Source organism: Anaerostipes hominis (ex Lee et al. 2021), assembly GCF_002270485.1.
Lineage (GTDB): Bacteria > Bacillota > Clostridia > Lachnospirales > Lachnospiraceae > Anaerostipes > Anaerostipes hominis.
In genome coordinates this window covers 129,662-156,499 of sequence record NZ_NQOG01000003.1, presented here as the reverse complement: position 1 = coordinate 156,499, position 26,838 = coordinate 129,662, and the positions used below count along the sequence as shown (strand labels likewise).

General features: G+C 44.7%; 30 protein-coding genes. 29 read left to right on the top strand and 1 reads right to left on the bottom strand.

What is annotated here, in order from left to right; all coding sequences use genetic code 11:
• The 28 genes from CI597_RS05020 (at position 1) to spo0A (CI597_RS04885) (ending at position 24,484) form a co-directional block, all read left to right on the top strand.
• Positions 1–789: an SDR family NAD(P)-dependent oxidoreductase gene (locus CI597_RS05020; protein WP_024727796.1), complete on the top strand. Its 789-nt coding sequence runs from the start codon at positions 1–3 to the stop codon at positions 787–789.
• 17 nt (positions 790–806) lie between these two features.
• The gene (locus tag CI597_RS05015; RefSeq protein ID WP_024727795.1) at positions 807–1,730 is read left to right on the top strand and encodes a 3-hydroxyacyl-CoA dehydrogenase family protein; all 924 of its coding nucleotides are present in this window, start codon (positions 807–809) and stop codon (positions 1,728–1,730) included.
• 17 nt (positions 1,731–1,747) lie between these two features.
• The gene (locus tag CI597_RS05010; RefSeq protein WP_024727794.1) at positions 1,748–2,698 is read left to right on the top strand and encodes a cyclase family protein; all 951 of its coding nucleotides are present in this window, start codon (positions 1,748–1,750) and stop codon (positions 2,696–2,698) included.
• Between the two features lie 62 nt (positions 2,699–2,760).
• Positions 2,761–4,053, top strand: a complete 1,293-nt coding sequence (locus CI597_RS05005; RefSeq protein ID WP_024727793.1) for an MFS transporter — start codon at positions 2,761–2,763, stop codon at positions 4,051–4,053.
• Between the two features lie 9 nt (positions 4,054–4,062).
• Positions 4,063–4,881, top strand: coding sequence for a 3-keto-5-aminohexanoate cleavage protein (locus CI597_RS05000; protein WP_024727792.1), 819 nt, complete (start codon positions 4,063–4,065; stop codon positions 4,879–4,881).
• A 17-nt stretch (positions 4,882–4,898) separates the two neighbouring features.
• A complete protein-coding gene (locus CI597_RS04995) occupies positions 4,899–5,573 on the top strand; it encodes a CoA transferase subunit A (RefSeq protein ID WP_024727791.1) in 675 nt (224 codons plus the stop codon).
• The gene (locus CI597_RS04990; RefSeq protein WP_024727790.1) at positions 5,570–6,223 is read left to right on the top strand and encodes a 3-oxoacid CoA-transferase subunit B; all 654 of its coding nucleotides are present in this window, start codon (positions 5,570–5,572) and stop codon (positions 6,221–6,223) included. The genes CI597_RS04995 and CI597_RS04990 overlap by 4 nt, the downstream gene beginning before the upstream one ends.
• Positions 6,224–6,581: 358 nt before the next feature.
• Positions 6,582–7,514, top strand: coding sequence for a stage III sporulation protein AA (spoIIIAA, locus tag CI597_RS04985; protein WP_024727789.1), 933 nt, complete (start codon positions 6,582–6,584; stop codon positions 7,512–7,514).
• Positions 7,507–8,025, top strand: coding sequence for a stage III sporulation protein AB (locus CI597_RS04980; RefSeq protein ID WP_024727788.1), 519 nt, complete (start codon positions 7,507–7,509; stop codon positions 8,023–8,025). The genes spoIIIAA and CI597_RS04980 overlap by 8 nt, the downstream gene beginning before the upstream one ends.
• 10 nt (positions 8,026–8,035) lie before the next feature.
• Positions 8,036–8,233 (top strand): stage III sporulation protein AC, encoded by a 198-nt coding sequence (gene spoIIIAC / locus CI597_RS04975; RefSeq protein WP_006567206.1) that lies wholly within the window; start codon positions 8,036–8,038, stop codon positions 8,231–8,233.
• Positions 8,234–8,244: 11 nt separating this feature from the next.
• Positions 8,245–8,625, top strand: coding sequence for a SpoIIIAC/SpoIIIAD family protein (locus tag CI597_RS04970; protein ID WP_024727787.1), 381 nt, complete (start codon positions 8,245–8,247; stop codon positions 8,623–8,625).
• The gene (locus CI597_RS04965; protein ID WP_024727786.1) at positions 8,622–9,746 is read left to right on the top strand and encodes a stage III sporulation protein AE; all 1,125 of its coding nucleotides are present in this window, start codon (positions 8,622–8,624) and stop codon (positions 9,744–9,746) included. Before CI597_RS04970 ends, CI597_RS04965 begins: the two co-directional genes overlap by 4 nt.
• A gap of 6 nt (positions 9,747–9,752) precedes the next feature.
• Positions 9,753–10,208 (top strand): stage III sporulation protein AF, encoded by a 456-nt coding sequence (locus CI597_RS04960; RefSeq protein ID WP_024727785.1) that lies wholly within the window; start codon positions 9,753–9,755, stop codon positions 10,206–10,208.
• A gap of 10 nt (positions 10,209–10,218) precedes the next feature.
• Positions 10,219–10,758, top strand: coding sequence for a stage III sporulation protein AG (locus tag CI597_RS04955; protein WP_235824550.1), 540 nt, complete (start codon positions 10,219–10,221; stop codon positions 10,756–10,758).
• A gap of 3 nt (positions 10,759–10,761) precedes the next feature.
• On the top strand, positions 10,762–11,331 hold the full coding sequence (locus tag CI597_RS04950) for a SpoIIIAH-like family protein (protein ID WP_006567201.1): 570 nt from the start codon (positions 10,762–10,764) through the stop codon (positions 11,329–11,331).
• Positions 11,332–11,483: 152 nt separating this feature from the next.
• Positions 11,484–11,861, top strand: a complete 378-nt coding sequence (locus tag CI597_RS04945) for an Asp23/Gls24 family envelope stress response protein (RefSeq protein WP_024727783.1) — start codon at positions 11,484–11,486, stop codon at positions 11,859–11,861.
• A 59-nt stretch (positions 11,862–11,920) separates the two neighbouring features.
• Positions 11,921–12,319, top strand: coding sequence for a transcription antitermination factor NusB (gene nusB, locus CI597_RS04940; RefSeq protein ID WP_235824549.1), 399 nt, complete (start codon positions 11,921–11,923; stop codon positions 12,317–12,319).
• On the top strand, positions 12,320–13,528 hold the full coding sequence (gene xseA / locus CI597_RS04935) for an exodeoxyribonuclease VII large subunit (protein ID WP_024727781.1): 1,209 nt from the start codon (positions 12,320–12,322) through the stop codon (positions 13,526–13,528).
• Between the two features lie 960 nt (positions 13,529–14,488).
• A complete protein-coding gene (gene xseB / locus CI597_RS04930; protein WP_024727780.1) occupies positions 14,489–14,695 on the top strand; it encodes an exodeoxyribonuclease VII small subunit in 207 nt (68 codons plus the stop codon).
• Positions 14,688–15,581, top strand: coding sequence for a polyprenyl synthetase family protein (locus CI597_RS04925; RefSeq protein ID WP_024727779.1), 894 nt, complete (start codon positions 14,688–14,690; stop codon positions 15,579–15,581). The genes xseB and CI597_RS04925 overlap by 8 nt, the downstream gene beginning before the upstream one ends.
• Positions 15,582–15,624: 43 nt before the next feature.
• On the top strand, positions 15,625–17,508 hold the full coding sequence (gene dxs / locus CI597_RS04920) for a 1-deoxy-D-xylulose-5-phosphate synthase (protein WP_024727778.1): 1,884 nt from the start codon (positions 15,625–15,627) through the stop codon (positions 17,506–17,508).
• On the top strand, positions 17,505–18,320 hold the full coding sequence (locus CI597_RS04915) for a TlyA family RNA methyltransferase (RefSeq protein WP_024727777.1): 816 nt from the start codon (positions 17,505–17,507) through the stop codon (positions 18,318–18,320). Before dxs ends, CI597_RS04915 begins: the two co-directional genes overlap by 4 nt.
• Positions 18,321–18,336: 16 nt before the next feature.
• Entirely contained in the window at positions 18,337–19,185 is an 849-nt protein-coding gene (locus CI597_RS04910) for an NAD(+)/NADH kinase (RefSeq protein ID WP_024727776.1), read from the top strand.
• Entirely contained in the window at positions 19,182–19,646 is a 465-nt protein-coding gene (gene argR, locus CI597_RS04905; RefSeq protein ID WP_024727775.1) for an arginine repressor, read from the top strand. The genes CI597_RS04910 and argR overlap by 4 nt, the downstream gene beginning before the upstream one ends.
• A gap of 7 nt (positions 19,647–19,653) precedes the next feature.
• The gene (gene recN / locus CI597_RS04900) at positions 19,654–21,336 is read left to right on the top strand and encodes a DNA repair protein RecN (protein ID WP_024727774.1); all 1,683 of its coding nucleotides are present in this window, start codon (positions 19,654–19,656) and stop codon (positions 21,334–21,336) included.
• Between the two features lie 101 nt (positions 21,337–21,437).
• Positions 21,438–22,655, top strand: coding sequence for a SpoIVB peptidase (gene spoIVB, locus CI597_RS04895; protein ID WP_024727773.1), 1,218 nt, complete (start codon positions 21,438–21,440; stop codon positions 22,653–22,655).
• A gap of 110 nt (positions 22,656–22,765) precedes the next feature.
• A complete protein-coding gene (gene spo0A / locus CI597_RS04890; RefSeq protein WP_022260673.1) occupies positions 22,766–23,584 on the top strand; it encodes a sporulation transcription factor Spo0A in 819 nt (272 codons plus the stop codon).
• A gap of 93 nt (positions 23,585–23,677) precedes the next feature.
• Positions 23,678–24,484 carry a sporulation transcription factor Spo0A gene (gene spo0A, locus CI597_RS04885; protein WP_024727772.1) on the top strand — a complete coding sequence of 269 codons (807 nt, stop codon included), beginning with the start codon at positions 23,678–23,680 and terminating at the stop codon, positions 24,482–24,484.
• Positions 24,485–24,517: 33 nt separating this feature from the next.
• On the opposite strand, the gene CI597_RS04880 is transcribed toward spo0A (CI597_RS04885), so the two are convergent.
• Complete coding sequence (locus tag CI597_RS04880) at positions 24,518–26,260, bottom strand: Rqc2 family fibronectin-binding protein (protein WP_024727771.1); 1,743 nt, start codon at positions 26,258–26,260, stop codon at positions 24,518–24,520.
• Positions 26,261–26,382: 122 nt separating this feature from the next.
• Here CI597_RS04880 and CI597_RS04875 point away from each other — a divergent pair, with 122 nt between their 5' ends.
• Entirely contained in the window at positions 26,383–26,778 is a 396-nt protein-coding gene (locus CI597_RS04875; protein ID WP_024727770.1) for a PH domain-containing protein, read from the top strand.
• Positions 26,779–26,838: the final 60 nt, after the last annotated feature.

Genomic DNA, 26,838 nt, shown 5'->3' with positions numbered 1-26,838 from the left:
ATGGTAAATAAAGAGTTCGTAAACAATATGTTTGATGTAAAAGGGAAGGTTGCAATCATCACAGGTGCCACAGGGGCTTTGGGAAAAGCGGTCTGCTTTGGATATGGACATGCCGGAATGAAGGTCATGGTAACCGGAAGAAAAGAAGAAACATGCAGAGCCTTATGTGATGAACTGGAAGCAGAAGGGATAGAATGCGGATATTCCTGCGGAGATCCGGCGGTTGAGGAAGATGTCATCAAGGTCGTAGATGATACGGTAAAAAAATTCGGAGAAATCAATGTACTGGTAACATCTGCGGGATACAATCATCCTCAGCCGATCATTGAACAGGATTTGTCCATGTGGAAAAAGATCATGGATTCAGATGTACAGGGGACATGGCTGTTCTGTAAGTATGTGGGCAAAGAAATGATAAAACAGGGTAAAGGCGGAAAAGTTATTTTAGTATCTTCTGCCAGATCCAAGATGGGTATGGCAAATTATACGGGCTACTGTACAGCAAAAGGAGGGATTGACCTGATGGCACAGTCTCTTGCCTGTGAGTGGACAGCAAAATATAAAATCAATGTCAATACGATTAATCCGACAGTGTTCCGCTCAGATCTTACAGAGTGGATGTTTGACCCGGACAGTGAAGTCTATAAAAATTTCCTGAAACGTCTTCCGATTGGACGGCTCGGGGAACCGGAGGATTTCGTAGGGCCATGTATTTTCCTCGCTTCATCTGCCAGTGATTTTATGACCGGTGCAAATGTGGCCACAGAAGGCGGATACTGGGCTAATTAGAATTGGAGGCAGTAAAGATGATGATCAGAAAAGTCGCAGTAGTCGGTGCCGGAATGATGGGAAAAGGGATTGCTCAGGTCTGCACCAACATAGAAGGCGTAAAAGTCTGTTTATATGATGTGAAGGACGTAGATATTTACCAGGATATCCAGAAGGATTTTGGGATGCTGGGAGAAAAAGGCATCTTTACGAAGGAAGAGATGGAAGAACGAGTTAAAAGGATTCATTTTTCAACTGATTTGGAAGATGCAGCTTCAAATGCCGATCTTGTATTTGAATGTGTATTTGAAAATCTGGAATTGAAACAGGATATTTTCAGACAGTTGGAGGAAATCTGCAGAGAGGACACAATCTTTGCTACCAATACCTCGGTCATGAGTCCTACCTTAATATCAAAGAAATTACAAAAGAAAGCTCGTTTTGTAGGAACCCATTTCTGGAACCCGGCGTATCTGATCCCGCTGGTGGAAGTTGTGATCGCAGAGGGGACTGATTTTGAAACTGCGCAGGATGTGATCAGGTTTCTGAACGAGGCTGGGAAAAAAGCTGTTTTATGCAGGAAGGATGTTCCCGGATTCATTGCAAACCGTATGCAGCATGCGCTTTGGAGAGAAGCAATCTCCATTGTGGAACAGGGAATAGCAGATGCTGAAACAGTGGATGAAGCTGTGAAGTACAGTTTTGGTCTGAGACTTCCGCAGTTAGGGCCCATCGAAAATGCGGATATGGTCGGTGTCGATCTGACATGGAATATCCACGACTATGTACTGGAATATTTAGAAGATTCCAAAGAACCCTCTCCATTATTGAAAAATCTAAAAGAACATGGCGATCTGGGATTTAAGACAGGAAAAGGTTTCAGGGAATACACACAGGAAGAGATTAATGCTTCTAAAAATGGTTTAAATGATTATCTTATCAAAATGATTTATGGAAAATAGTTTCGGAGGAAAAAATTATGGGAAAAAAAGTATTTATTGATTTAACACATCCATTCAGCGCAGAGATTCCAAGATGGCCTTATTTTGATAAGCCGGTGATTGACAGCAAACATACCATGGCAAAAGGAGGTGTTCTGACACAGTATATCGGATGTACGATGCACACAGGCACACATTGTGACGCTCCCCGTCATGTTATGGAAGTTGAGTTTGATGGCAAAAGGGCACGCTATACCCATGAAATGCCGGTGGATGCCTATACAGGAGATGCAGTCTGCCTTGAAATTAATGTAGATCGCTGGGGACTGATTATGCCGGAACATCTGGAGGATGCATGTAAGCGTGCAGATATCAGGCCAGAGGAATTAGAGGGAATGGTGGTCTGCTTAAATACAGGAATGCACCGTCAGTTTGATGATTCCAAAGAATATTATCATTATTCCTGCGGTACAGGGATTGATGCGGGGAAATGGTTCGTGGAACACAAAGTGAAATGTGTAGCCATGGATATGCAGGCACTGGATCATCCGCTCCATACGGCAATGGGCAATAACGGTATGACCCGCATGAACTTATTAGGTGCTTCAGGAAAACCGATTACAGAAGAATACAAGGAGCAGTTCGGAGAAGAAGCCTATGCTGAGTTTGACAAAGAAGAATACATAAGGATTCATGGACAGGAAGCCTACGATGAAAAATTTGGGGAGCTGGAAGCCATCGGATGCTGGGGTACATGGGAACCTTGCCATAAAATGCTGTTAGGTCATGGAATTGTCGGTGTAGAAAACCTTGGCGGGGATCTGGACAAAGTATCCGGAAAACGGTTCAGATTTAATTGTTTTCCAATCCGGTGGTACATGGGTGACGGCTCCATGGCACGCTGTGTTGCGGAGATTGATGAAGATGATCTAAATGATGTACCGGACAGAACTTATCTGTATGGTGGAACAGGATGCATGAACAGATAATAAACAGCAATGAGTGAAAGCCGCCAAAGCAGCGGCTTTCATTGGGAAAAGAAAGGGATTTTATGGATAAAAAAAACTCTGTTATAAACTTTGGAGTGGCTGGCTGGGGAACGATTCTTTATTGTCTGTTTATGTTCTTCTTTTATGTAGGTATGATCAATGACGGAACGAACGTACTGGCCCCTGCGGCAGCCCAGAATATAGGAGTGAGCCCGGGAACGGTCATCCAGGCAAATGGATATGCAGGAATGATCGCTGTCATAGGTTTTATTATCGTAGGGCAGATCAATAAAAAGATTGGCGCCCGTGCAACTTCATCAATTTTTACGATCATAGCAGGAATCGCATATATCATCTGCGGAAGTGCCACAACGCTTCCTGTGTATACGGCGGCAATGATTTTATGTGCAACGGGGATGATGTCAGCGGGCTACATAGCAGGCGGTACTCTGGTAGCCAACTGGTTTCCAAAGAAAAAGGGTATCGTGATGGGATACACGACCATGGGACATAACTTTGCATCAGCCTTTTATGTAGCAATTTTAACCGGGCTGGTGGCAGTCTGCGGAGGGATCGCCAAAGGATGCATCCCTATTGGGATTGCAGCAGTTATCTTAGGAGTAATAGGTGCTGTTTTCATCAGGGATACACCTAAGGAACGGGGATTGAATCCAGATAATGTGCCGGATGAGGTTTACAAAAAAGAATATTTCACTTCAAAAGAAGATTCTGAATGGACTACATCAAAACTGCTAAAAACCAAAGAGCTTTGGTTAGCAGCTATTTTTACTGGAATGTTCCAGATTTGTTCAGTAGGCGTTATGCAACAGCTGGTCACCAGAAACATCAGGGATTTTGGGATGAGCCAGGCCAACGCCTTATCCTTGATGACGGTAGTTGCACTATTAGGTGTGTTCGGTTCCTGGCTGATCGGGATCATTGATGACCGGATTGGAACAAAAAAAACAATGCAGGGCTTCGGAGTCTGGTATGCAGCGGCTTTGGTCATCAATGTAATTTCTGATGGGACTACAGGGATTCTTTTCTATATTTCAATCTTTATGATCGGATTTGGAATCGGCGGTAGTGCCAATTTCACAACTTCATTTCCTACATCTATTTTTGGAAGACATGGGTTTGATAAGGTGAATTCCGTCATATTTCCGATACAGGGCTTTGTAACAGCATGGTGCTTCCTGATCAATGGGATTGTAACAAATGTCATTGGCAACCTGAACTATGCGTACCTGATTTTTGCAGGTGCAGCATTGATCGTTTCTATTGCAGTATCATTTGTCAATGAATATAAATTCAACAAGGATCACATAGTACAGGAATCAGTAAAAGAGCTTTAGGAGGATAGGATGAGTAAAACAATGATCACGGTCGCAACCACAGGGGCGTGGCCAACGAAAAAAGATAATCCGAATATTCCCATGACACCAAGGGAAATCGCAGATGATGTTTATGAGTGCTATAAAGCAGGGGCAGCCATCTGCCATCTTCATATGAGAGATGATGAAGGTAAGGGAACAATGGATACTGCCAGGTTTGAAGAAACCGTGGGATATATCCGTGAACAGTGCGATATTTTGATAAACTGCACTACATCCGGTGATTTGAATGCAACAGATGAAACAAGACAGGCACATCTTAAGGTCTGTAAGCCGGATCTGGCTTCGTACGACTGCGGTTCCATGAACTGGATGCACAACAGTCTGTTTCTTAACCATCCCAGGTTTTTAGAGGAATTAGGAATGACGATGCAAGAATGTGGTGTAAAGCCTGAAATCGAGATTTTTGATGCCGGGATGATTTACAATTCCATACATTATTTAAAGAAAGGTGTATTAAAGGCTCCGGCTCACTATCAATTTGTATTGGGAGCAGCAGGGGGCAGCGCCGCAACCGTAGAAAATCTTGTGTATTTGAAAAATCTGATTCCCAAAGGTTGCACATGGGGTGCACTTGGAATTGGAAAACAACATGTCCCGATCATGCTGGCTGCGGTTGCCATGGGAGGACATCTCAGAGTTGGAATGGAAGATAATGTATACTATGGACCGGGGGAATTAGCCAGATCAAATGCCCAGTTAGTGGAGCGTGCTGCGAAAATCATTAAAACAGCTGGGAATCAGGTGGCGACACCGGAGGATGCAAAAAATATATTGAGTTTAAATTAAGTTCAGGGGAGATTGCCATGAAAAAAAGAATCACTGCAGACAAAGCAATGGAATTCATTCATGATGGATCGGTCCTGATGATCGGAGGATTTTTGTCAAATGGAACTCCCGAAAGACTGATGGATGCAATCGTGAAGAAAGGATATAAAAATCTGACGGTCATTTCTAATGATTCCGGTTTGAATGAGAAAACAGGGATCGGGAAACTGATCAGTGCAGGACTTGTGAAAAAAATTATAACATCTCATATTGGAACCAATCCTGAAACGGGAAGACAAATGTCAGAGGGAACGCTGGAAGTCACACTGGTGCCCCAGGGAACGCTGGCAGAGCGGATCCGGGCAGGCGGTAGCGGCTTGGGCGGGGTGCTGACGCCAACCGGAGTCGGGACGGAAGTGGCCGAAGGAAAAGAAACGGTCAATATCCATGGAGAAGAATATTTGTTGGAGCTGCCATTAAAGGCAGATGTAGCTTTGATCAGAGGATCTGTCGTAGATGAAGATGGAAATATCTACTATGATGGAACCACAAAGAATTTCAATCCGCTTATGGCACAGGCAGCAGAGGTTGTGATTGCAGGTGCAGAAAAAATAGTATCCGCAGGAGAGATTAACCCCAATCATGTCATGACACCTAAAATTTTGGTTGATTATATTGTACAGGAACCACAAAAATGCGGAGGTGTAGAATGAATCCAAAAGAAATCATTGCCCGCAGAGCTGCACAGGAATTAAACTATGGTGATGTGGTAAATTTAGGGATCGGGCTGCCAACCATGATTTCTGATTATATTACAGATGATCTGGAGGTTACGCTGCAGAGCGAAAATGGAATTCTGGGCATGGGAGGCGCAGCACCGAAAGGAAGAAAAGATAAAGATGTTATCAATGCAGGGGGACAGAATGTTTCTGTGAAATCAGGTGCTTCCTTCTTTGACAGCAGTACATCCTTCGGGATTATCCGAGGAGGACATGTGGATATAACGATTCTTGGAGCCTTGCAGGTGGATAAAGAAGGAACACTGGCAAGCCATATCGTACCGGGTAAAATGGTTTCCGGTATGGGCGGAGCGATGGATCTGGTGGTAGGAGCAAAAAAAGTGATCATTGCCATGACCCACACGGCAAAAGGGACGCCAAAGCTGCTGGATAAAGTGACGCTGCCGCCGACTGCGGTCAAAAAGGTCCGCAGAATCATTACAGAATTAGCTGTCATTGATGTGGAGGAAGACGGATTTAAGCTGGTTGAAATCTCTCCGGAAACAACGATAGAAGAGGTAAAGAAACTGACCGGTGCATATTTGAAAATAGACAGCCATTTGAAAATCATGAAAGTATTATGACGGGTTTGTCAACTATTTTATGAAAGTTTATTGTTTTTTCCGGGAAGGGAGATTCTCCTTCCCGGAATTTTTGTATTACGGTCAAGTATCAAGCTCTAAAAGGCTTAGAACGATATATAGAAATATGGCGAGAAAACGACACAGGTCATCCTCCCCGCGATGACACCGCTTCAACTACTTTCTTTTTTAGCTAAAGGCTATATTTTGCCATAATAAGACCGACCTCCAATCGTTAGATTTTTGGTCTGACTTTTGGGGGTCGGTTCAATTTTTAATCTTGGTGCTTTTTTGCGCTTCTAAATACCTTGTGCGGTACATATATTAGGGTTATACAGCTTTACGAAGAAGGGGGAGTCCTATGGAAAACACAAGTGAGATCTACCACATACTCCCGAAGTCTGTCCGGGGGCTGATGCAGAAAAGCGGTCTCAAGCCGAGAGAACTTCAGGAAATCCGGCTGCGTATCCATCAGCCTGTGATCGTCCGCTATGAAAATAAAGAATATTTTTTGTCCACTGCAGGGAAGCTTACGACCAGCCATCATTTTGTACATGTTCTCACGAGAGAAGAGCTAAAACAGATGATGGAATACATCAGCAATTATTCTCTTTATGCCTATGAAGACCAGTTAAGACAGGGGTTTCTGACCGTGAAAGGGGGACACCGGGTAGGGATCGCAGGAAAAGTGTCTATTGAGGACGGCGAGATCAAGACGATGAAGCACATCACTTTTTTGAATATCCGTGTGGCCCATGAGGTCATTGGCTGTGCGGAGGGGATATTTGAACACTGCACGAAAGATGGACAGCTTCTCCCGGTGCTGATCATTTCGCCTCCGGGGCGAGGGAAAACAACGCTTTTAAGGGATATGATCCGCATGGCTTCCGACGGCGGCGAGACTGTGGGTGTGGTGGATGAGCGCAGTGAGATTGCGGCTTCTTATATGGGAGTACCGCAGAACAAAGTGGGCATCCGCACAGATGTGATGGACGGATGTCCGAAGTCGGAAGGAATAATGATGCTTGTACGCTCTATGGCTCCAAATGTGATAGCAGTAGATGAAATTGGAAAAAAAGAGGACGTGGACGCTATGCTGTACAGTGCTTACTGCGGCTGTACTTTGATGGCGACGATCCACGGCAAAGATATGGAGGAATTGAAAAAAGTGCCGTATGTTGGGGAAATGATCGAAAGAAAAGTTTTTAAACGCTATGTTGTCCTGAGTGAACAGGGGAAGGCGGGAACCGTCAAGGAGATTTTGGACGAGGAGGGGGTGAGGCTTTATGGTTAAACTGCTGGGTGCGGCTATAGTCATTATTTCCGGCGGTATCCTTGGATTTTACCGGGCGTCGAGGGAAAGAAAGAGACTGGAGCAGGGGATTGAATTAAAAAGGCTTTTATATCTTCTGCAGGGCGAGATCCGCTATGGACTGACGCCTCTTCCCGATGCCATCGGCACCATAGCCGGGAAGATGAATGCCGAGTTTTCTGTTTTTCTCTCTGACGTATCAAAAAAACTCTCTTCTTACCAGGAAGAAACATTTTCTCAAGTGTGGAAGAGTTCTGTCGAGAAGGATCTCATACCGTATGTCCTGGAGAAAAAGATGCTGGAGCCATTGATCACCATGGGAGATACGATTGGCTATCTGGACAAGGACATGCAGGTGAAGACCATTGATTTTACGATTGAGCAGATCGAGGAGAGAATGTATCAGATCAAAGACCAGGTGATCAAGAACTGTAAATTATATCAGAGCCTTGGATTGTCCTTTGGACTTCTCGTTGTGATTATTTTATTGTAAGGAGGATCTTATGAGCGTAAACATTATCTTTCGGATTGCGGCTGTGGGAATTCTGGTCACGATCCTGGTGCAAGTACTGAAACACTCGGGCAGGGACGAACAGGCATTTCTGATCACCCTTGCGGGGCTGATCCTTGTACTGTCATGGGTAATCCCTTATATCTATGATCTTTTCGAGAGTGTACAGACACTGTTCACCATATCTTAGGAGGCGGGCCTATGGTTAAGATCGCACTTTTTGGCATCATAGCCAGTATACTTACGTTGAAAATTAAATCCATCAGGCCGGAGTACAGCCTGGTGATCGGCCTTGTATCCAGCCTGTTTCTGGCAATCTATGCATTGGACGAGATGGGGAAGATCATAGACTTATTTGGCGCCATTGAGTCTTATTCAGGAATTCCGGGAACTTACATACAAATTCTTTTAAAGCTGGTCGGGATTTCTTTTCTGTGTGAGTTTGCCTCAAATATATGCAAAGATGCGGGACAGGCAACCATGGCAAAACAGGTGGAGATGGCGGGAAAGCTGTCTATACTGGTTGTCAGCCTGCCGATCCTGGAATCTCTGCTGACGACATTAGAAAGGCTGATGGGATGAGACAACGGATCATTTTGCTGGCATTTATCTTTGTGCTGATCTTCACAGCAAAGGTGTCAGCAAACGAAGAGGAAGATTTGAGCGAATATTCGTTTGAACAGGTGGAGAAGACATTGGAGAAATCAAACATCAGTTTCTCTTATGAGGAACTGGTGAAAAAGCTGATAACTGGAAATATAAAAGGCGCTTTTTCCATGGTCAGGCAAAGTGTCGGGGACCAGCTGTTTTTGATTTTGTCCGAAAATAAGAATTTTATGAAACAGCTGATCGTAGTGGCGATCATCGCAGCAGTGTTTAAAAATTTTTCCGATGCATTCTTTCAGGGAAATACAGGAGATACAGCCTTTTATGTCACTTACATGATTTTGATCGGTCTGATGGCGAATTCTTTTTTCTTTTTAAATTCTATCACGGATCAGGTGATCTCTACGCTCATTGATTTCATGAAAGGACTGATCACGGCTTACTCTATCGCAGTGGTGGCAACCACGGGAGTATCCACATCGGTGGCTCTGTATGAGATGTATCTGTTTGTGATCTATATCATTTCTCTTCTGGTCCAGAGTGTGATCTTTCCGGCGGTAAAAATCCTGTTTGTGTTAAAGATCGTGAATCACATTTCGCTGGAGGAGAAGCTTTCCAGGCTCTGCGATACACTGGAATGGGCAGTGAGAGCCCTGTTAAAGGCACTGCTGGCTGTGGTTCTGGGAATCCAGATGATCCAGGCCATGCTCCTGCCGGCAGTAGATTCCGTAAAAGACGGTATTTTAAAAAAAGGTGTGTCCATGATTCCTGGGGTGGGACAGGGCGTCAGCACGGTGACAACGACTCTGATCGGGTCAGCTGTCGTGATCAAAAACAGCATCGGAGTGGCGGGTATTTTTGTTCTCTGTGTCATTATTCTGGTTCCGCTGATGCAGATCGGCGGAATTCTTCTCTCTTATATTGGGACAGGAATTCTGCTTCAGCCGGTCTCAGACAAACGGATCACAGGGTCTCTGGATGCGGTGATCAAGAGCGGAAAACTGCTGCTCAGGACAGTGTTTACTCTGAGTATTTTGTTTATTCTGTCCATCGCCATCGTAGCCTTTTCCACAAATATTAATTACTATACGGGGTGACGGCATATGCAGTATATTAAAGCGATTGTTTTTTTTCTGATTCTTATGACACTGGTAGGCCAGCTTTGCCAGGGGGATAAATACAAGCCCTACATCCGACTGGTGACCGGTTTTATGCTTCTGGCCCTGATGATGAGACCGATTGCCTATGTTATGAATATAGGACCGGAAGACCTGGCGGTATTTTCCAATGTGAATGCTGACAGCACAGAAGCTTCTTTCAGGAGCCAGGCTCTTGAGACTTATAAAAGCCGCGAAGAGAAGAAAATAAAAAAAATCCTTCAATCCTATAAGATCCAGGCAAAAGAAGTGGAAGTAGATACGGATAATACAAAGGATGATCCGGAGATCGATGAGATTTCCGTGAAGGTTGGAGATGAAGAATCCGAAGCAAAGAAAGTAAAAACAATACTTTTGAACTTCTATAATGTAGATGAGAGTCATATCAATATAAGTGAGTAGGAAATGTATGATGGACAAAAATGAACTGATCCAAAAAATTGAATCTCTGGGCACAAAGAAAATTGTTTTGATCTTTGTTCTTGGTATTGCCTTGATCGTATTTTCTTTTCCTTCATCAGGGAAGAAAACGGCCAAAAGCACCAAAGACTCAGAAAGCAATGAGGGCGTGTCATCCACGGATGCCTATGTCAAAAAGCAGGAACAAAGGCTTGTAGCAGCGTTGAAAAATGTGGAAGGCGTGGGAAAAGTAAAAGTGATGATCACTCTGAAATCTTCAAAGGAGTCGGTCGTCAACAAGGATACACCTTATGAAGAGAGCACAAAAAAGGACGAAAAAACGGTGAAGGAAGATGAGGAGACCGTTTTGATTGATAAAAACGGGGAGAAGGTCCCTTACATAGTGAAGGAAGTAGAACCTGAAGTGGAAGGAGTTGTAGTGGTCGCACAAGGCGGAGGAAGCGATATTGTCAACCAGAATATCGTCGATGCGGTGAGTGTGTTGTTTCACATTTCATCTTATAAAATAAAGGTGTTAAAAATGGAGGACTAGGAAATGAAGAAAATCGTGAAAAAAAATCAGTTAATCATCACAACTCTGGCTGTTATTATAGCGGTCGCGGGCTATGTAAATTATACGGGTCAGTACATTACTACAACAAAGGACAAAGCAAAGACTGTAAGCAACACGGCAAAAAATGCCTCCCAGAGTCAGGCAAAAGATGACATCACGGATGTGGGGGAAGCAGTGCTCACTAACGCCCAGGTGGGAAATTACGTGGCAAAGGCGAAGCTTGAGAGAGAACAGACCCACAGCAAGGCAAAGGACACTTTGGAAGAAATCATCAAAGACAAGACAGTCAAGGACAGTGTCAAACAGGATGCGGTGGATAAGCTTGCTACCCTGGCAGAACAGATGGAGATGGAGACGGCTACCGAAAACCTTCTGGGCGCCAAGGGATTTTTAAATTCCATCGTGACCATTCAAAACGGAAACGTGGATGTCCTGGTGAACCTGAAAGATGTCTCCAAAGTGGAGAGAAGCCAGATTGAAGATATCGTTACGAGAAAGACGGGATGCAAGCTGGAAAATGTCGTGATCACATCGATAAAAACAGAAGATTAAAGGCTTTGTGTGTAAATTCCGGGGACAGGGATTTGCACACTTTCTTTTTTCTTGCATAACATCGATAAGTTTTGGTATAATTAACATACTGTATATGAAGAATTATAAAACAGAAGAAAAAGTTTTTAGAAGCAATCAGCAGGAGGCTTTTTATGGAGAATAAAAGTAGTGGTTACAAGATTCAGGAAAAAGGGCTGCTCGGAGAAGTGAAGATCGCGGACGAAGTGATCGCGATCATCGCGGGTCTTGCGGCGACAGAAGTCAAAGGCGTGGCAGGCATGTGCGGCAATATCACCAACGAGCTTGTGAGCAAGCTGGGCATGAAGAAGCTTTCCAAAGGTGTCCGCGTCAACGTGGAGGGAAGCCATGTCAGTGTCGATCTGGCCATCGAACTGGATTATGGGGTCAGCATTGCACAGATTTCAAAGAAAGTGCAGGAGAAGGTCAAGACAGCCATAGAAAATATGACAGGCCTGACCATCGACGAAGTCAACGTAAGAATTGCCGGCGTAGCGCTGGAAGAAGAATAATCAAAAGATGCGGAGCTGTGAAAAGCAGTTCCGTTCTTACTGTGTAGAGAAAGGACCGTATGATGACAAGGAGTAAATTAAGAGAGCAGATGTTCCGTCTGTGCTTTTCCATCGATTTTCACACAAGCGAGGAGTTTGAAGCGCAGGCGGACCTGTATTTCGCAAATAATGATTTTTTCAGGAACAAAGAGAAAGACTACATAAAGACAAGGACTCTCGATATGCTTTCCCGTCTTGAAGAAATCGACCAAAGGATCAATGAAAACAGCAAAGGCTGGGATATCAGGAGACTTGGAAAAGCCGAGCTTACGATTTTGAGAATTGCAGTTTATGAAATAATGTTTGATGAGGATATTCCGGATAAAGTGGCGATCAACGAGGCAGTGGAACTTTCCAAGACCTACTGCAACGAAAAGGCCGCCTCATTTATCAATGGGGTTCTTGGAAAGATTGGTTAGATGAATAAAGTATTTTCAGTAGCGCAGATCAATGCGTATATCAAAAGAATCTTTCAGAGCGATTATGCCCTGAACCGGATTTATATCAAGGGAGAAGTCTCAAACTGCAAATACCATTCTTCCGGGCACATCTACTTTTCACTGAAGGATGATAAAAGTCAGATTTCCTGTGTGATGTTTGCCAACCAGAGGATAAACGGGCTGGATTTTGAGATGGAAAACGGTCAGACGGTCATTGTTTCGGGAAGCATCAGTGTGTTTGAGAGAAACGGCACATATCAGCTTTATGCCAACGAGATTTCTCTGGACGGGATCGGACGGCTCTATGTGGAGTTTGAGAAGCTGAAAGATAAGCTTTACAAGGAAGGCTTATTTGATCACGAAAAGAAAAAGCCCATTCCCCAAAATCCTAAAACCATCGGCATCGTGACGGCGAAGACAGGAGCCGCCATCCACGATATCATGAGTGTTGCAAAGCGGAGGAATCCATATATACAACTCGTGCTGTATCCGGCACAGGTCCAGGGCGACGGAGCAGCAGATACGATCGTGAGAGGAATTCAGACTCTGGACCGTTATGGGGTTGATACGATCATCATCGGCCGCGGAGGCGGATCGATCGAGGATCTTTGGGCATTCAACGAAGAGATGGTCGCCAGGGCCATTTATGCGGCCAAAACGCCAATTATCTCTGGGACAGGCCATGAAGTGGATACCACCATCGCAGATTATGCTGCAGATCTAAGGGCAGCCACACCCACGGCGGCGTGTGAACTTGCAGTTCCGGATTTAAGGGAGACGCTGGATGCGATTGACGCAAGGAAAAGAAGTCTTTCTGTACAGATCCGCCATATTCTGAGAAATTATGAACTCCGTCTGGAACAGTACAGCGGAAAACTGCGCAGTTTTGATCCGAAGCTTCAATTGCAGGAGCAGAGGATGACGCTTGCAGAATTAGAAGACCGCCTGACAAAGAGGATGGATTTTTTGCGGAACCGTTATCAGCATCGCCTTGAACTATATGCACAGCGGCTTCACGGCCTTTCCCCTACGGCAAAACTGATCGGCGGATATGGATATTTGTCAGATCAATCCGGGCGTCCGGTTGTATCGGCGACTCAGATATCCAAAGGTGATGAAGTACAGATTACCATCTCCGACGGATCTATAAAAACAAAAGTAACACAAGTTATACCGAGAGAAAAATAAAGAACAAAAGTGTGCTTTACACACCTCGTGAACCAATTTTTTCTATGCACAGCTTTTGTTCCGCGCGCGAAGCTGTGCATCCTGCCCGTAGGGCTTGCCCACTTTGTCTTTCACAAATGCTTAGTTTTCCCAACCTCAAGAACTCAAAAAACGTCAAAGAACCGCTTAAAATGGGAGTCAGAAGGAGATTTTAAAGGTGATTTAGCAATTTATACAATCGGTTGGGAAAAAATCAAAGAAACGTTGATTTCATCAGGAAAACTGACTATAATAAAAACAAGAAACGGCATAAAAACGTTAGATAAACAGTAACAAGAGTTGTATTGAAATAGAAAATTGCACAGCTTATGGGAGACACAGAGGCGGATAAACAGTAACAAGAGTTGTATTGAAATGCTGAGATAGCTGACGCATAAAAACTCCCCAAAATACGATAAACAGTAACAAGAGTTGTATTGAAATGATTTGGCTTCACTGGCGATAAGATCAAGGCTCCAGATAAACAGTAACAAGAGTTGTATTGAAATGAAATTCTATACGCTGTATTATTTCCAATTGTAATGATAAACAGTAACAAGAGTTGTAAAGTTTTTCTGTCTTACAGATTGTATTATGAAACAGGAAAGCAGTAAATTTTTATTAAAATATATAAGATGAGAAGACGGGGAGATTTATCCTGTCTTTTCTTTTGTTCCCTGATCAACAGGACAGATTCCGAATGATTCCCATTCAGTACGTAGAATACCTCACTCCAGTCATGAAGATGTCGGACGTAATATCTACTGGATAAGGAATGCTTCAAACAGGAGGCGCCATTGTGCAATAGTTTTTCTTCACTATCGGAAGAAAGCATTTCAAAAGCTGACTGAAGATAGTGAAGAAAAACTCATGGGTTTCAATTCAAATCAAATATGATATAATTAAGAAGATATTTTTGGAAAGGAAATCAGGTTGTCACTTATGGAAAAAAAGAAGTTTAATATTGATGAAGGATTCAGCCAGTTAGACGATATATTAAAGAATTTAGAGCAGGAGGACGTAAAGCTTGCCGACGCGGTAGAACTTTATACAAAAGGGGTTTCGACTTTAAAAGAATGTAAGGATTCTCTGGACCAGGTGGAAAAAGAGCTGATTATTTTAGAACAAAACGGAGAGAACAATGAATGAGTTTGATCAGGAGCTTAAAAAGCGTATAAGTCATATTGAAGGAATACTGGATTATTATCTTCCGAAACCGGAAGGCTTTCAGAAAACAGTGCTCAAGGCGATGAACACAACGGTGAAAGCCGGAGGGAAACGGCTGAGACCAATGCTGATGGAAGAAACCTTCAAGATGTTCGGGGGAAAGGGAAAAGTTATTGAACCCTTTATGGCTGCGATTGAGATGATCCATACCTATTCCCTGATCCATGACGATCTTCCTGCTCTGGATAACGACGACTACAGAAGGGGACAGAAAACCTGTCATATCGTCTACGGAGAGGATATGGCGATCCTTGCGGGAGATGCCCTGCTCAACTATGCATTTGAGACTGTTTCGGCTGCGTTTGTTTTAGAGGATGCAGACCTTCCAAAAGTGGCAGAGGCCATCCGGATTCTTGCCCGGAAACCGGGTATCTACGGCATGATCGGAGGACAGGTGGCAGACGTGGAACTGGAGGGTACTGCGCTTACGATGGAGCAGATCATGTTTATTCACCACAACAAAACGTCTGCCTTGATTGAAGCGTGCATGATGATCGGGGCGGTGCTTGCCGGTGCATCACAGGAAGATGTAAAAGCCATGGAACAATGCGGACGGAAGATCGGTCTTGCCTTTCAGATCCAGGATGACATCCTTGATATCACAGGACAGCAGGAAGTCATCGGCAAACCGGTGGGAAGCGATGAGAAAAATCAGAAGACCACATATGTCTCGATCAAAGGATTGGAACAGGCCGGGAAGGATGTAGAGAGGATCTCGCTGGAGGCAGTGGAGATTCTGAGAACCTATGATACATCTGACGGTTATCTCACAGGTCTGGCAGAATACTTGATTCACAGAACCTACTAGATTTCAAGAAGTATGTATAAAAAGGACTGCCAAAGGAGTAGACATGTTAGAACAGATCAATCATCCCAATGATATTAAAAAAATAGACAGAAAAGATTACCGGATTTTAGCCAAAGAGATCCGGAAATTCCTGCTGATGAATGTCAGCAGAACAGGAGGCCATCTGGCTTCTAATCTGGGGGCAGTGGAGCTTACAATGGCACTTCACACGGTTCTGGATTTTCCGAAAGATCAGCTGGTATTTGATGTAGGGCATCAGTCGTATATCCACAAGATCCTGACGGGCAGAAAAGACGGCTTTGCTTCGCTGAGGCAGTTCCACGGCATGAGCGGCTTTCCAAAACCCACAGAAAGTGACTGCGATGCGTTCCACAGCGGACACAGTTCAACCTCCATCGGCGTTGCCCTGGGACTGGCGCAGGCCAGGGATTTAAAAGGCACAGATGAAACAATCGTGGCAGTGCTTGGCGACGGAGCGCTTTCGGGAGGCATGGCCTATGAAGCGCTGAACAACATGGCAAGGCTTCGGGAAGAAAAGAGAAAATTAATCGTCATCCTTAATGACAACAAGATGTCTATCTCCGAAAATGTAGGCGGTATGTCCGGCTACCTGAATAAAGTGCGGTCCAAAAAAGAATATGTAGATTTTAAGGGAAACGTAGAAAAATCATTGATGCAGATCCCGGTAGTCGGAGAGCCGATTGCCAAAGGTCTGAAACGTTCCAAAGACTCCATTAAGCAGCTGTTCGTTCCGGGGATGATGTTTGAGGATATGGGGATCACTTATATCGGCCCTATCGACGGACATAATACACCTCTCCTGATCGATACCTTTGAGAGGGCAAAACAGCTGGATGAGCCGATTATTATTCATGTTGTCACAAAGAAGGGAAAGGGCTACCGCTTTGCGGAAAAGGAACCGGCCAGATTTCACGGAGTCGGGCCTTTCTCTGTGCGTACCGGAAAGAATCTGTCCGCACAGTCTTCCGGAGGGCCTTCCTACACGGATATTTTTGCAGATACTGTGACGGAACTTGCAAAAAAGGATGAAACAATCACGGCTGTCACGGCTGCGATGCCGGAGGGAACCGGGCTTGAACGATTCAAGGAACAGTTTCCGGAACGGTTCTTTGACGTGGGTATCGCAGAACAGCATGCCATTGCGTTCTGTGCGGGAATGGCGGCCAGAGGTCTGAAACCGGCAGCAGCTGTTTATTCCACATTTCTTCAGAGAGCTTATGACCAGATTCTTCATGATGCGGCGATCGGAAGACTGACGATGCTGATCGGAGTAGACCGTTCCGGGCTCGTAGGAGCCGACGGAGAGACACATCAGGGTATTTTTGATGTCTCCTATCTGTCGTCGATCCCGAATGTCACCGTTATGGCACCGGTCAACGGCAGAGAGTTAAAAGAAATGGTGACCTATGCCCTTACAAAGGGAGAAGGTCCCATGGCGGTAAAATACGCGAGAGGAACTGCTTCCACACTGTTTGAAGAGGAATTTACGCCGATCATGAGGGGAAAGGGAAGTATTCTCAGACAAGGCAGTGAGATCGCGCTACTCCCGCTGGGCAATCTGATGGAAGAAGGAGCAATTGTCTATGAAAAACTCGTAAAAGAAGGATATAAGCCGACACTCGTGAATCCAAGGTTTGTGAAGCCTCTGGATGAAGAACTGATCTGTTCTCTCATAAAGGAACACCGCCTGATCGTTACAATGGAAGAGGGCGTGTTAAACGGCGGATTCGGACAGCAGGTAACACAGATTCTGGCAAATCATGATTACAAGGGCAGGGTCCGGAATATCGGAATTGACGACCGATTTGTGGAGCATGGTTCTGTAACTCAGCTCAGGAAAATGCTTGGCATCGACAGTGATACGATGACAGAAAAAATCAAAGGTTGGATTGGAGATAAAGCATGAAAGAACGATTAGATGTTCTGCTGGTGAAAAAGGGGCTGGCGGCATCCAGGGAAAAAGCAAAGGCGATCATCATGTCGGGTGTAGTTTTTGTAGACGGACAGAGGGAAGACAAGGCCGGCACTATGGTCAAAGAAGAACTTCCCATCGAAATAAAAGGAAAGACCTTAAAGTATGTCAGCCGAGGAGGACTGAAGCTCGAAAAGGCAATGAAACAGTTCGATATTCAGCTTACGGACAGGGTATGCATGGATGTTGGAGCGTCTACTGGAGGTTTTACTCACTGCATGCTCTTAAACGGTGCCAAAAAGGTATATTCCGTAGACGTGGGGCATGGACAGCTGGACTGGGGCCTGAGAAATGACGAGAGGGTCGTGTGCATGGAGAGAACAAACATGCGCTATGTGACACCGGAAGACATAGAGGAGCCAGCGGGTTTTGTCTCCATCGACGTGTCCTTTATCTCCCTGACCAAAATTCTTCCCGCCGTCTATGGAATTTTGGAAAACGGAGGGGAAGTAACCGCTCTGATCAAACCACAGTTTGAAGCAGGCAGAGAAAAAGTCGGGAAAAAAGGCGTTGTGAGAGATCCGGCCGTCCACGAGGAAGTCATAGAAAAAATCACGGATTTTGCCAGCAGCAATGGATTTGAACTGTTACATCTTGATTACTCTCCGATCAAAGGTCCGGAGGGAAACATCGAATATCTTCTTCATATGAAGAAGACCGAAGAAAAGCAGCACGAGAACAACCTGAGAGACGAGATACCGAAAGTGGTAGCGGCATCTCACGGTGATCTGGAGAGGGCAAAATAGCAGAAGAAGGAAGACGATGAAGAATTTTTTGATTATGACCAATGAAGTGAAAGACCCGGGATTTTCCATATCCAACAAGATAAGGGAGTACATTGAGTCAAAAGGCGGAGCCGCTTTTTTGAGAAAAGATTTTACGGAAGATACCCAGTCCTATTCCAATATTCCCGGGGAAGTGGAATGTGTCATTGTACTCGGCGGAGACGGGACGATGCTGCATGCATCCCGCCTCATAGCACCTCATGACCTCCCGGTGGTGGGAGTGAATCTGGGCACCCTGGGATTTTTAACGGAGATTGAAATGTCTCATCTGTCGGAGGGGATCGATGATCTGCTCAATGACCATTTTCATATCGAGGAGAGGATGATGCTGGAGGGATGTATTTACCACCGGGACATCTCATGCTATCGGCTGTCTGCCCTCAACGACATCGTCATTACGAGAAGCGGTTTTTCACGGATCATTTCATTTAAGATCATTGTCAACGGAGATTTATTAGATGTGTATGCGGCAGACGGAGTCATCATCTCAACCCCTACCGGGTCCACGGGATATAATCTCTCGGCAGGAGGCCCGATTGTCAATCCGGAGGCAAATGTCATTCTGATCACACCGGTCTGTCCCCATTCTCTCCAGGCAAAGAGCATTGTCCTCGGCGAGTGGGATACCATTGAGATCCATATCCAGAAGGTCAGAAAAACTCAGCTTGAGGAAGCGCTTGTAACTTTCGACGGCCAGGTGGCGGAGCGCCTGAATCCGGGAGATATCATAAAGATTCATAAGTCCCGGAAAGTTGCTAAGGTTGTCAAGGTGCAGGAAAATAGTTTTTATCATACGCTTCGGGTGAAAGTTGGTGGGAAAGCATGAAAAAAAAGAGACAGCAGGCGATCATCGAACTGATCGCAAAGCAGCCGGTCGAGACACAGGAAGAACTGACCAGCCTGCTGAATGGCCAGGGATTCAGTACGACCCAGGCGACGGTTTCCAGGGATATCAGGGAACTGGAGCTTACGAAGATTCCTCTGCCGGACGGAAGGCAGGCATACGGGCTTTTGAGTGCCAGGGAAAAAGAAGTGGCAAAGTCCTATCAGAGAATTTTAAATGACGCTATTGTTTCCATGGAGACATCCGGCAATCTGCTGGTCATCAAGACGGCTTCAGGCATGGCAATGGCCTGTGCCGCAGCGCTTGATGATCTGGATCTTCCCGGACTCATGGGGTCCATCGCCGGAGACGACACGATTTTTTGTGCCGTAAGAGAGCAGGAAAAGGGCGATGACGTCATCAGGGAGATCCGTCTGATGATGGAGAGCACAAGTGATAAGTAGGTGAATTATGTTACAGAGTCTGCATGTAAAAAATTTAGCTTTGATTGATGAGATCGAGATCCATTTTGACGAGCACTTAAACATACTGACCGGTGAGACGGGGGCGGGAAAGTCGATCATTATCGGCTCTATTGAAAGTGCCCTGGGGAAAAAGGTTTCGAGGGATATGATCAGGCCGGGGAGCAATGAGGCACTGATTGAACTTTTATTTTACACGGAAGATGAAGAAATTTTAAACGATTTGAAACAAAGGGACCTTCCCGCAGAGGACGGCATGATCCTGGTCAGGAGGGTGATATCGGAGAAGCGGAATGTAAACCGCATCAATGACTGTACGGTGACGTTAAAGACCCTTCAGGAGGTTTCAGATAGGCTCATGAACCTTCATGGGCAGCAGGAACACCAGTCCCTTTTAAATGAAAAAAATCACAAATCAATTTTAGACCATTTTTTAAGCCAAAATGGGAAACAATATAGGAAAGACACAAAGAGAACATTTGAGGCACTGCAGAAACTTCTGAACCGAAGAGGAGATTTTGAAACAGATGAAGCCCAGAGACTCCGGGAGATAAGCTTTTTAAAACACGAGATCCAGGAAATAGAGGAAGCACATCTCGTAAAAAATGAAGATGAACTTCTGGAAGAAGCTTATCAAAAAATGATCCACAGCCAGGAGATTATGGAGGGCGTAAAAAAGGCTTATGAATGTACCGGAAACGAAGCCGAGGTTTCCGTAGGAACTCTGCTTTCAAGTGCCTTAAAAGAGCTTCAGGGGATCGTGAACCTGGATTCCGGGCTGACAGATTCCTACGAGCAGCTTCTTCAGGCAGAAGATATTATTAATGGGTTTAACCAGCAGGTCTCAGAATATATATCGTCAATGGAATATGACCCTCAGGAGTTCTCGAAGACAGAAGACAGATTAAACCTCATTAACGGACTGAAAGACAAGTATGGAAGGACCATTCAGGATGTCTTAAACTACCGGCAGCAGGCTGAGGAGAAACTTATAACTTATGAACACTATGAGGAAGAAAAAGAATGTCTCATGGAGAACATAGCCAAAGCCGAAAAGGCATTTTATCAGGCGGCCCAAAAGCTTTCAAAAGAGCGGAAAAAAGCCGCAAAAATATTGGAACAGCAGATTTTTAAGGCGCTCTCGGAGCTTAATTTTCTCTCTGTCCGCTTTCAGATTCAGGTATCGGGGGCCGAAGGAGTTCATGCCGATGGGATCGATAAGGTATCCTTCATGATTTCCACAAATCCGGGACTTCCGGTGAGGCCTATCGCGGATGTGGCATCCGGCGGAGAACTTTCCAGGATCATGCTTGCCGTGAAATCTGTCCTCGCGGATGTGGACCGTGTAGGAACGTTGATTTTTGACGAAATCGACACGGGAATCAGCGGTGAGACAGCCAACAAGGTTGCCAGGAAAATGGCTGTCATCGCAAAAGACCATCAGGTACTGGCGATCACTCATCTTCCCCAGATTGCGGCCATGGCAGATTCACACTACTATATTGAAAAACGTGCAGATAAAAAGAAGACGACAACGACCATACAAAAGCTCACAGAGGCGGATTCTCTCAGGGAATTAAGCCGTATGATCAACGGCGACGATATTACGGAGGCCGTCTTAAAAAATTCAGAAGAAATGAAAAGTTTAGCAAATGACGCAAAATTATACTGAGTGCTTTTCTTAGGTTTCAGACATAATAAAAAGGATGTATCGCATAAAAGCGTACGTCCTTTTTTAAATCATTTATGATTTAATCTGTTTAGGAGGAAACCATGAGAAAATACTACTACCGCAAACTTCTCATTGCTCTGTTTGTCATAAACATCGTAGGAATCTGTGCCGTATATTTCAAATACTGCAGAAATGTACTGCCCAATTCTATTGAGCTGACCATGGGAGAAAAAGCCTGTTTAAAGTATGACGTGCCGGCCGTCGGGACTGTCAAGGATCAGAAGATCAAACTGAACCGGCCGTTCGTGCTAACCAAAGATTCGGTGGGGCAGGATGAGATCAAAGCAAAGCTGTTCGGCGCCATACCTTTAAAGGACATTAAGGTGAATGTCGTCAAACAAAAAACACTGGTGCCCAGCGGAAAGATTGTCGGCATCTATGTAGAGACCAATGGGATCCTTGTGCTGGAAACAGATATGATCACCGGAGTGGACGGAGGAAACCATTCCCCAAGCTCCAATAAACTATATCAGGGTGACTATATTCTGTCAGTGAATGGTTCAAAGGTTGAAACGAAGGTTGATTTTATGAAAAAGATCAACGAATGCAACGGAAAGGAAGTCACCCTGGAAGTGATCCGGAACCATAAAAAAACAAAGATTAAAGTCAAGCCTGTTCAGTCTGTCACAGACAGCCAGTACAAGATCGGCGCCTGGGTCAGGGATAATACACAGGGCATTGGAACTATGACTTATGTGGCCGGAAACGAATTCGGAGGATTAGGACACGGTATCTGTGATATGGATACCGGAAAGCTGATGGACATCAAGGGCGGATACCTGCTGTCTCCGCAGATTGACACAATTCAGAAGGGGAAATCTGGATCTCCTGGAGAAATAGTCGGAAGCATTTTTTACAAGGAGGCAAATCTTCTGGGAACCATCCGCAAGAATACCAAATACGGTATTTACGGTACGACTCAGTCGGATAAGAAAGACAAGGCTTACCGAATCGGCTATAAACAATCAGTGAAGAAAGGTAAAGCGCAGATCATAAGCTGCATCAGCGGCAGGAGAGAGACCTATGACATTGAGATCAAAAGTGTGGATCAATCCAACCATGATGTGTTGAAAGGGATGGAGATTGAGATTACAGATCCAAAACTGTTAAGGCTGACGAATGGTATCGTTCAGGGAATGAGCGGGACTCCTATCATTCAGAATAACCACATTATAGGTGCGGTAACCCATGTGTTTGTGGATGATTCGACAAAAGGGTACGCAACCTTCATTGAAAACATGCTGAATTCCTCTAAATAAGATGATTTTGCTGTTATTTACAAAAAACTTGCGAAGGATAAGGGGTGTTTGTAAAGTTTGCAAAAATATATAATTATATTGTAAATAAAAACAGAATCGGAGGACTTAACATGAGCAAAATTAATGTGGCAATCGCGGATGATAATCAGAAAATGGTCAGTATGATGACTCAGCTTTTAAACTTAGATCAGGAGATCGAGGTCATCGGAAGTGCCGGCAACGGGGAAGCTGCCGTGGAGATTATCAAAGAGAAAAAGCCGGACGTTGTTCTTTTGGATATTATCATGCCGAAGCTTGATGGAATCGGGGTGTTGGAAAAGCTTCGCGATGAGAGACTAGAAAAACAGCCGACGGTGATTATGGTGACTGCCATGGGTCAGGAAAGTGTTGCCGAAGAAGCGATGGAGCTGGGTGCATCTTACTTTATCCTCAAACCATTTGATTCGGAAATGGTAATCCGAAAAATAAAACAAGCAAAATTAGACAAAAAAGTACAGAAGCCTTTTGTCGCATTAAAGGAGCAGGAAGGTCTGAATAAGAACCAGCTGGAGATCATTATCACAAACATTATCCATGAAATAGGTGTGCCGGCTCACATTAAGGGCTATCAATATTTGAGAGATTCAATCATGCTGGCCATCTACGACATGGATATTCTGAACTCCATAACGAAACAACTATATCCAACAATTGCCAAACAGTTTGGTACTACATCTAGTAGAGTGGAACGGGCGATCCGCCATGCCATCGAGGTAGCCTGGGGACGCGGAAAAATGGATACGATCGATGCTCTGTTCGGATATACAGTCCATGCAGGGAAAGGCAAACCGACAAATTCAGAATTTATTGCACTGATTGCAGATAAAATCAGACTTGAATACGGAGATCGAATCGTGTCGCAAAAAATGTCTGAAAATGATGGAAGATAGTAAATATTGTTTGATTATGCGATTGACAAAGGGGAATATGCTTGATATATTTCTCTCTTAGAATGGTTAGATTTGGATGGAGAGGTATACATAATGTATGATAAACGAAAAATTTTGATCGCCGTCAGCAGTCAAAATGAGGCTAAGGAACTTTGCAGAGAAATGGAAAATGAAATGCAGGTAGTGGGAGTGGCTTATGACGGTGCTTCCGCAGTAAAGCTGATTAAGGAAAATGAGCCCGATGTGGTAGTGATCGATATTGTCCTTCCGGTTTTAGACGGACTGGGTGTGATTGAACAGTGTAACGGGACGATGGACGACGACAAGATACCTTCTTTTATTGCAATTACCTCCATCGGCAATCAGAGACTGATCGAGTGTATCAGCCTTATGGGTGTCGACTACTGTATGATGAAGCCGTTTCATACGAATGTCTTAATGGACAGGATCAATCAGATGATGAGAATGAAAAGAGTAAATAATAACTACCAAAAGACATTTGAGGTGAAAAGCGAGCCGGTCAAAAAAACGTTTACAGAATATGATATCCAGAAAGATGTGACAAAGATCATCAGAGATCTGGGGATTCCTGCTCATATCAAAGGATACCAGTACATTAGGGAAGGCATCATCATGGCGATCCATGACGTCAACATGATGAACTACATAACAAAGCTGCTATACCCAACGATTGCACAGAAATATAAAACTACTTCCAGCAGTGTGGAAAGAGCTATCCGCCACGCCATTGAAGTGGCATGGAGCAGAGGAAAGATCGAGCTGCTGGAAGAGATGTTCGGATATACGATCAGTGCCGGCAAAGGGAAGCCGACAAATTCTGAATTCATTGCGCTGATCGCAGATAAACTCAGGCTGGAATATCACATGAACGCCTCTTAAATCAAGAGGATAACCGCCAGAATGCTTTATCGGTTACTGTTCTTTGATGCCTGAGATATCCGGGACGCACATCATAGAATAATTCGTATGGTAAATAACAAATCCAGGCTTTGCTTTCGGCGGTTTTTTCAATTCCTTCCTCTGTACATAGTCGACTTCTACTTTTGGCGCCTGACGGCCGCTGGAGTAAAAAGCGGCAAGCCGCCCGGCCTCTTCAAAAGTAGCATCCGGCAGAGTATCTGCCTGCTCTTTTTTCACGATGACGTGAGAGCCAGGCATATTTTTTGCGTGAAACCACCAGTCGCCGCCGTTGGCAAATTTAAATGTCAGCTCATCATTCTGATAATTATTTTTGCCTACATACATATGGAATCCATCGGAGGACAAAAAGTGGAGAGGCTTTGACTTCGTCGGTTTTTTAGCCCCTTTTGAACCGCGCTTTTTCAAATATCCATAATCTGAGAGTTCCTGTTTGATGGAGGAAAGATCCTGTTCGTTCTCTGCAAGATTCAGGGAAGATGCGATCGATTCCAGATGCATCAGATCATCCTTTGTCTCAACCGTAAGCTCGGAGAGAGCTTCATAGGTCCGTTTCAGTTTATTATATTTGGTAAAGTACTTCTGCGCGTTCTCCTGAGGAGTCTTGAAAGGGTCAAGAGGGATGGTGACTTCTTTATTGGTGTAATAGTTCAGGCACGTGAGGGATTTGGATTCAGGTTCAAGGCCGTATCCATATGCCTGAATTAATTCCCCATATGTTTTATATTTATCTCTTTTCTCCGTGTCGAGCAGCTGCTTTCTCTGCAGATCATATTTTTTGCTCGTGCGTTCGATGGACGTCTGGACAATTTTTCTCAGATCGGCAGACTTCTGTTTCATTCTCGCATATTTTTCCTTCTCAGAGTAATAGATGACCAGGACATCGCTGATGGTGGGAAAGACTTTCACTTCATAAGATGTCTCATAAGACGTCATCGGAAAACAGGAAAATTCTTTCGGTTCCCCGTTTTGATAAATAATATTGGGCACATATTCGTGTTTTTCCACGGAAACAGCCAGTTTTTTCAGCTGGGAGTAGAGACCGGAGCACTGGTCCTGCGTGAGGGAATCTGTGGACTGGCTGCCGTCGACTCCAGCGCGGTAGCAGATCTCATTTGCCAAAAACGAACTCATGCCTGTGATGGACGAGTAAAGTGCCTTGGTGACTGGTACAGGTTTTGGCTTGATCCCGGCTAAAAAGTCTTCCAGAGTCAAAGAATCTATATCCTTTTTATGCTGTGTGGGAGGCATAGAGTAAGCCATGCCGGGCAGGACCTGCCGTTTGGAGCTCATGTTGGCCCCCACGTGTCTTATGCTGTCGAGGATCATTCCGTCCTGTCCCACGAAGATTAAGTTGCTGTGCTTGCCCATCAGTTCGATGACCAGTTTCTTTTGGCATACATCGCCTAATTCGTCCAGATGTTCCACGGTGATCTCGATGATCCTCTCATAGCCCGGCTGTTCTACGGAGACGATACGGCCGTTGCTCAGATGCTTTCGCAGCAGCATACAAAAGTTTGGGGCCTGTATCGGGTTCTGTTTGCCCTGATCCGACAGATAGACGATCGGCAGGCCCGGACTGGCAGAAAGATGGAGCCTTAAATTTTCCCGGTTCTGTTTGATCACCAGGGTGATCTCATCGGCCTCAGGCTGGTAAATCTTATAAATTCTTCCGTTTAATATTTTTTCATTTAGTTCGTTTACGATATTTGAAATGACAAATCCGTCAAATGCCATAGCTGCACCTCCATTTTTTAGTTAATCGTATTATATCACGCCGCGCCCTGTTTTGGTTGATTTTTTGCCGTTAATGCAGGTATAATGGAAAGGTAATTTTCAGAATATGGAGGACCGAGCCAATGATAGATGAACAAAATAAAACATGGTCAGACCGCAGTCATCTGCTGTGGTGGCCGATTACCTTTACAAAATACAGAGTTGAGAACCAAAGATTATATACGCAGACAGGACTTTTGTCAACACATGAGGAAGAATGCCTCTTATACAGAGTCATGGATGTCTCCTATGAGAAAACTTTCGGAAACCGCATTTTCGGCACCGGGACGATCCGCCTTACCACAAGGGATGCCTCAAACCCGGTAATTGAACTTAAAAATATTGCTGATTCCAGAAGGGTAAAGGATCTTCTGAGCCGGTGGATCGAGGAAGAACGGATCGCAAAACGGGTTGTGGGACGCGATATGTACGGCGCAAGCAGCCATATGGAGGAAGATTTCGCGGACAGAGATATGTAAAACGGTTGACAACGAAAAGATAGACTGGTATGATAACTAAAGTATTTAACATAGTAGTGA

Bases quoted from the DNA above. Each gene is read 5' to 3' on its own strand.
- CI597_RS05020 (WP_024727796.1), top strand. From the start codon at position 1: ATGGTAAATAAAGAGTTCGTAAACAATATGTTTGATGTAAAAGGGAAG.
- CI597_RS05015 (WP_024727795.1), top strand. From the start codon at position 807: ATGATGATCAGAAAAGTCGCAGTAGTCGGTGCCGGAATGATGGGAAAA.
- CI597_RS05010 (WP_024727794.1), top strand. From the start codon at position 1,748: ATGGGAAAAAAAGTATTTATTGATTTAACACATCCATTCAGCGCAGAG.
- CI597_RS05005 (WP_024727793.1), top strand. From the start codon at position 2,761: ATGGATAAAAAAAACTCTGTTATAAACTTTGGAGTGGCTGGCTGGGGA.
- CI597_RS05000 (WP_024727792.1), top strand. From the start codon at position 4,063: ATGAGTAAAACAATGATCACGGTCGCAACCACAGGGGCGTGGCCAACG.
- CI597_RS04995 (WP_024727791.1), top strand. From the start codon at position 4,899: ATGAAAAAAAGAATCACTGCAGACAAAGCAATGGAATTCATTCATGAT.
- CI597_RS04990 (WP_024727790.1), top strand. From the start codon at position 5,570: ATGAATCCAAAAGAAATCATTGCCCGCAGAGCTGCACAGGAATTAAAC.
- spoIIIAA (WP_024727789.1), top strand. From the start codon at position 6,582: ATGGAAAACACAAGTGAGATCTACCACATACTCCCGAAGTCTGTCCGG.
- CI597_RS04980 (WP_024727788.1), top strand. From the start codon at position 7,507: ATGGTTAAACTGCTGGGTGCGGCTATAGTCATTATTTCCGGCGGTATC.
- spoIIIAC (WP_006567206.1), top strand. From the start codon at position 8,036: ATGAGCGTAAACATTATCTTTCGGATTGCGGCTGTGGGAATTCTGGTC.
- CI597_RS04970 (WP_024727787.1), top strand. From the start codon at position 8,245: ATGGTTAAGATCGCACTTTTTGGCATCATAGCCAGTATACTTACGTTG.
- CI597_RS04965 (WP_024727786.1), top strand. From the start codon at position 8,622: ATGAGACAACGGATCATTTTGCTGGCATTTATCTTTGTGCTGATCTTC.
- CI597_RS04960 (WP_024727785.1), top strand. From the start codon at position 9,753: ATGCAGTATATTAAAGCGATTGTTTTTTTTCTGATTCTTATGACACTG.
- CI597_RS04955 (WP_235824550.1), top strand. From the start codon at position 10,219: ATGGACAAAAATGAACTGATCCAAAAAATTGAATCTCTGGGCACAAAG.
- CI597_RS04950 (WP_006567201.1), top strand. From the start codon at position 10,762: ATGAAGAAAATCGTGAAAAAAAATCAGTTAATCATCACAACTCTGGCT.
- CI597_RS04945 (WP_024727783.1), top strand. From the start codon at position 11,484: ATGGAGAATAAAAGTAGTGGTTACAAGATTCAGGAAAAAGGGCTGCTC.
- nusB (WP_235824549.1), top strand. From the start codon at position 11,921: ATGATGACAAGGAGTAAATTAAGAGAGCAGATGTTCCGTCTGTGCTTT.
- xseA (WP_024727781.1), top strand. From the start codon at position 12,320: ATGAATAAAGTATTTTCAGTAGCGCAGATCAATGCGTATATCAAAAGA.
- xseB (WP_024727780.1), top strand. From the start codon at position 14,489: ATGGAAAAAAAGAAGTTTAATATTGATGAAGGATTCAGCCAGTTAGAC.
- CI597_RS04925 (WP_024727779.1), top strand. From the start codon at position 14,688: ATGAATGAGTTTGATCAGGAGCTTAAAAAGCGTATAAGTCATATTGAA.
- dxs (WP_024727778.1), top strand. From the start codon at position 15,625: ATGTTAGAACAGATCAATCATCCCAATGATATTAAAAAAATAGACAGA.
- CI597_RS04915 (WP_024727777.1), top strand. From the start codon at position 17,505: ATGAAAGAACGATTAGATGTTCTGCTGGTGAAAAAGGGGCTGGCGGCA.
- CI597_RS04910 (WP_024727776.1), top strand. From the start codon at position 18,337: ATGAAGAATTTTTTGATTATGACCAATGAAGTGAAAGACCCGGGATTT.
- argR (WP_024727775.1), top strand. From the start codon at position 19,182: ATGAAAAAAAAGAGACAGCAGGCGATCATCGAACTGATCGCAAAGCAG.
- recN (WP_024727774.1), top strand. From the start codon at position 19,654: ATGTTACAGAGTCTGCATGTAAAAAATTTAGCTTTGATTGATGAGATC.
- spoIVB (WP_024727773.1), top strand. From the start codon at position 21,438: ATGAGAAAATACTACTACCGCAAACTTCTCATTGCTCTGTTTGTCATA.
- spo0A (WP_022260673.1), top strand. From the start codon at position 22,766: ATGAGCAAAATTAATGTGGCAATCGCGGATGATAATCAGAAAATGGTC.
- spo0A (WP_024727772.1), top strand. From the start codon at position 23,678: ATGTATGATAAACGAAAAATTTTGATCGCCGTCAGCAGTCAAAATGAG.
- CI597_RS04880 (WP_024727771.1), bottom strand. From the start codon at position 26,260: ATGGCATTTGACGGATTTGTCATTTCAAATATCGTAAACGAACTAAAT.
- CI597_RS04875 (WP_024727770.1), top strand. From the start codon at position 26,383: ATGATAGATGAACAAAATAAAACATGGTCAGACCGCAGTCATCTGCTG.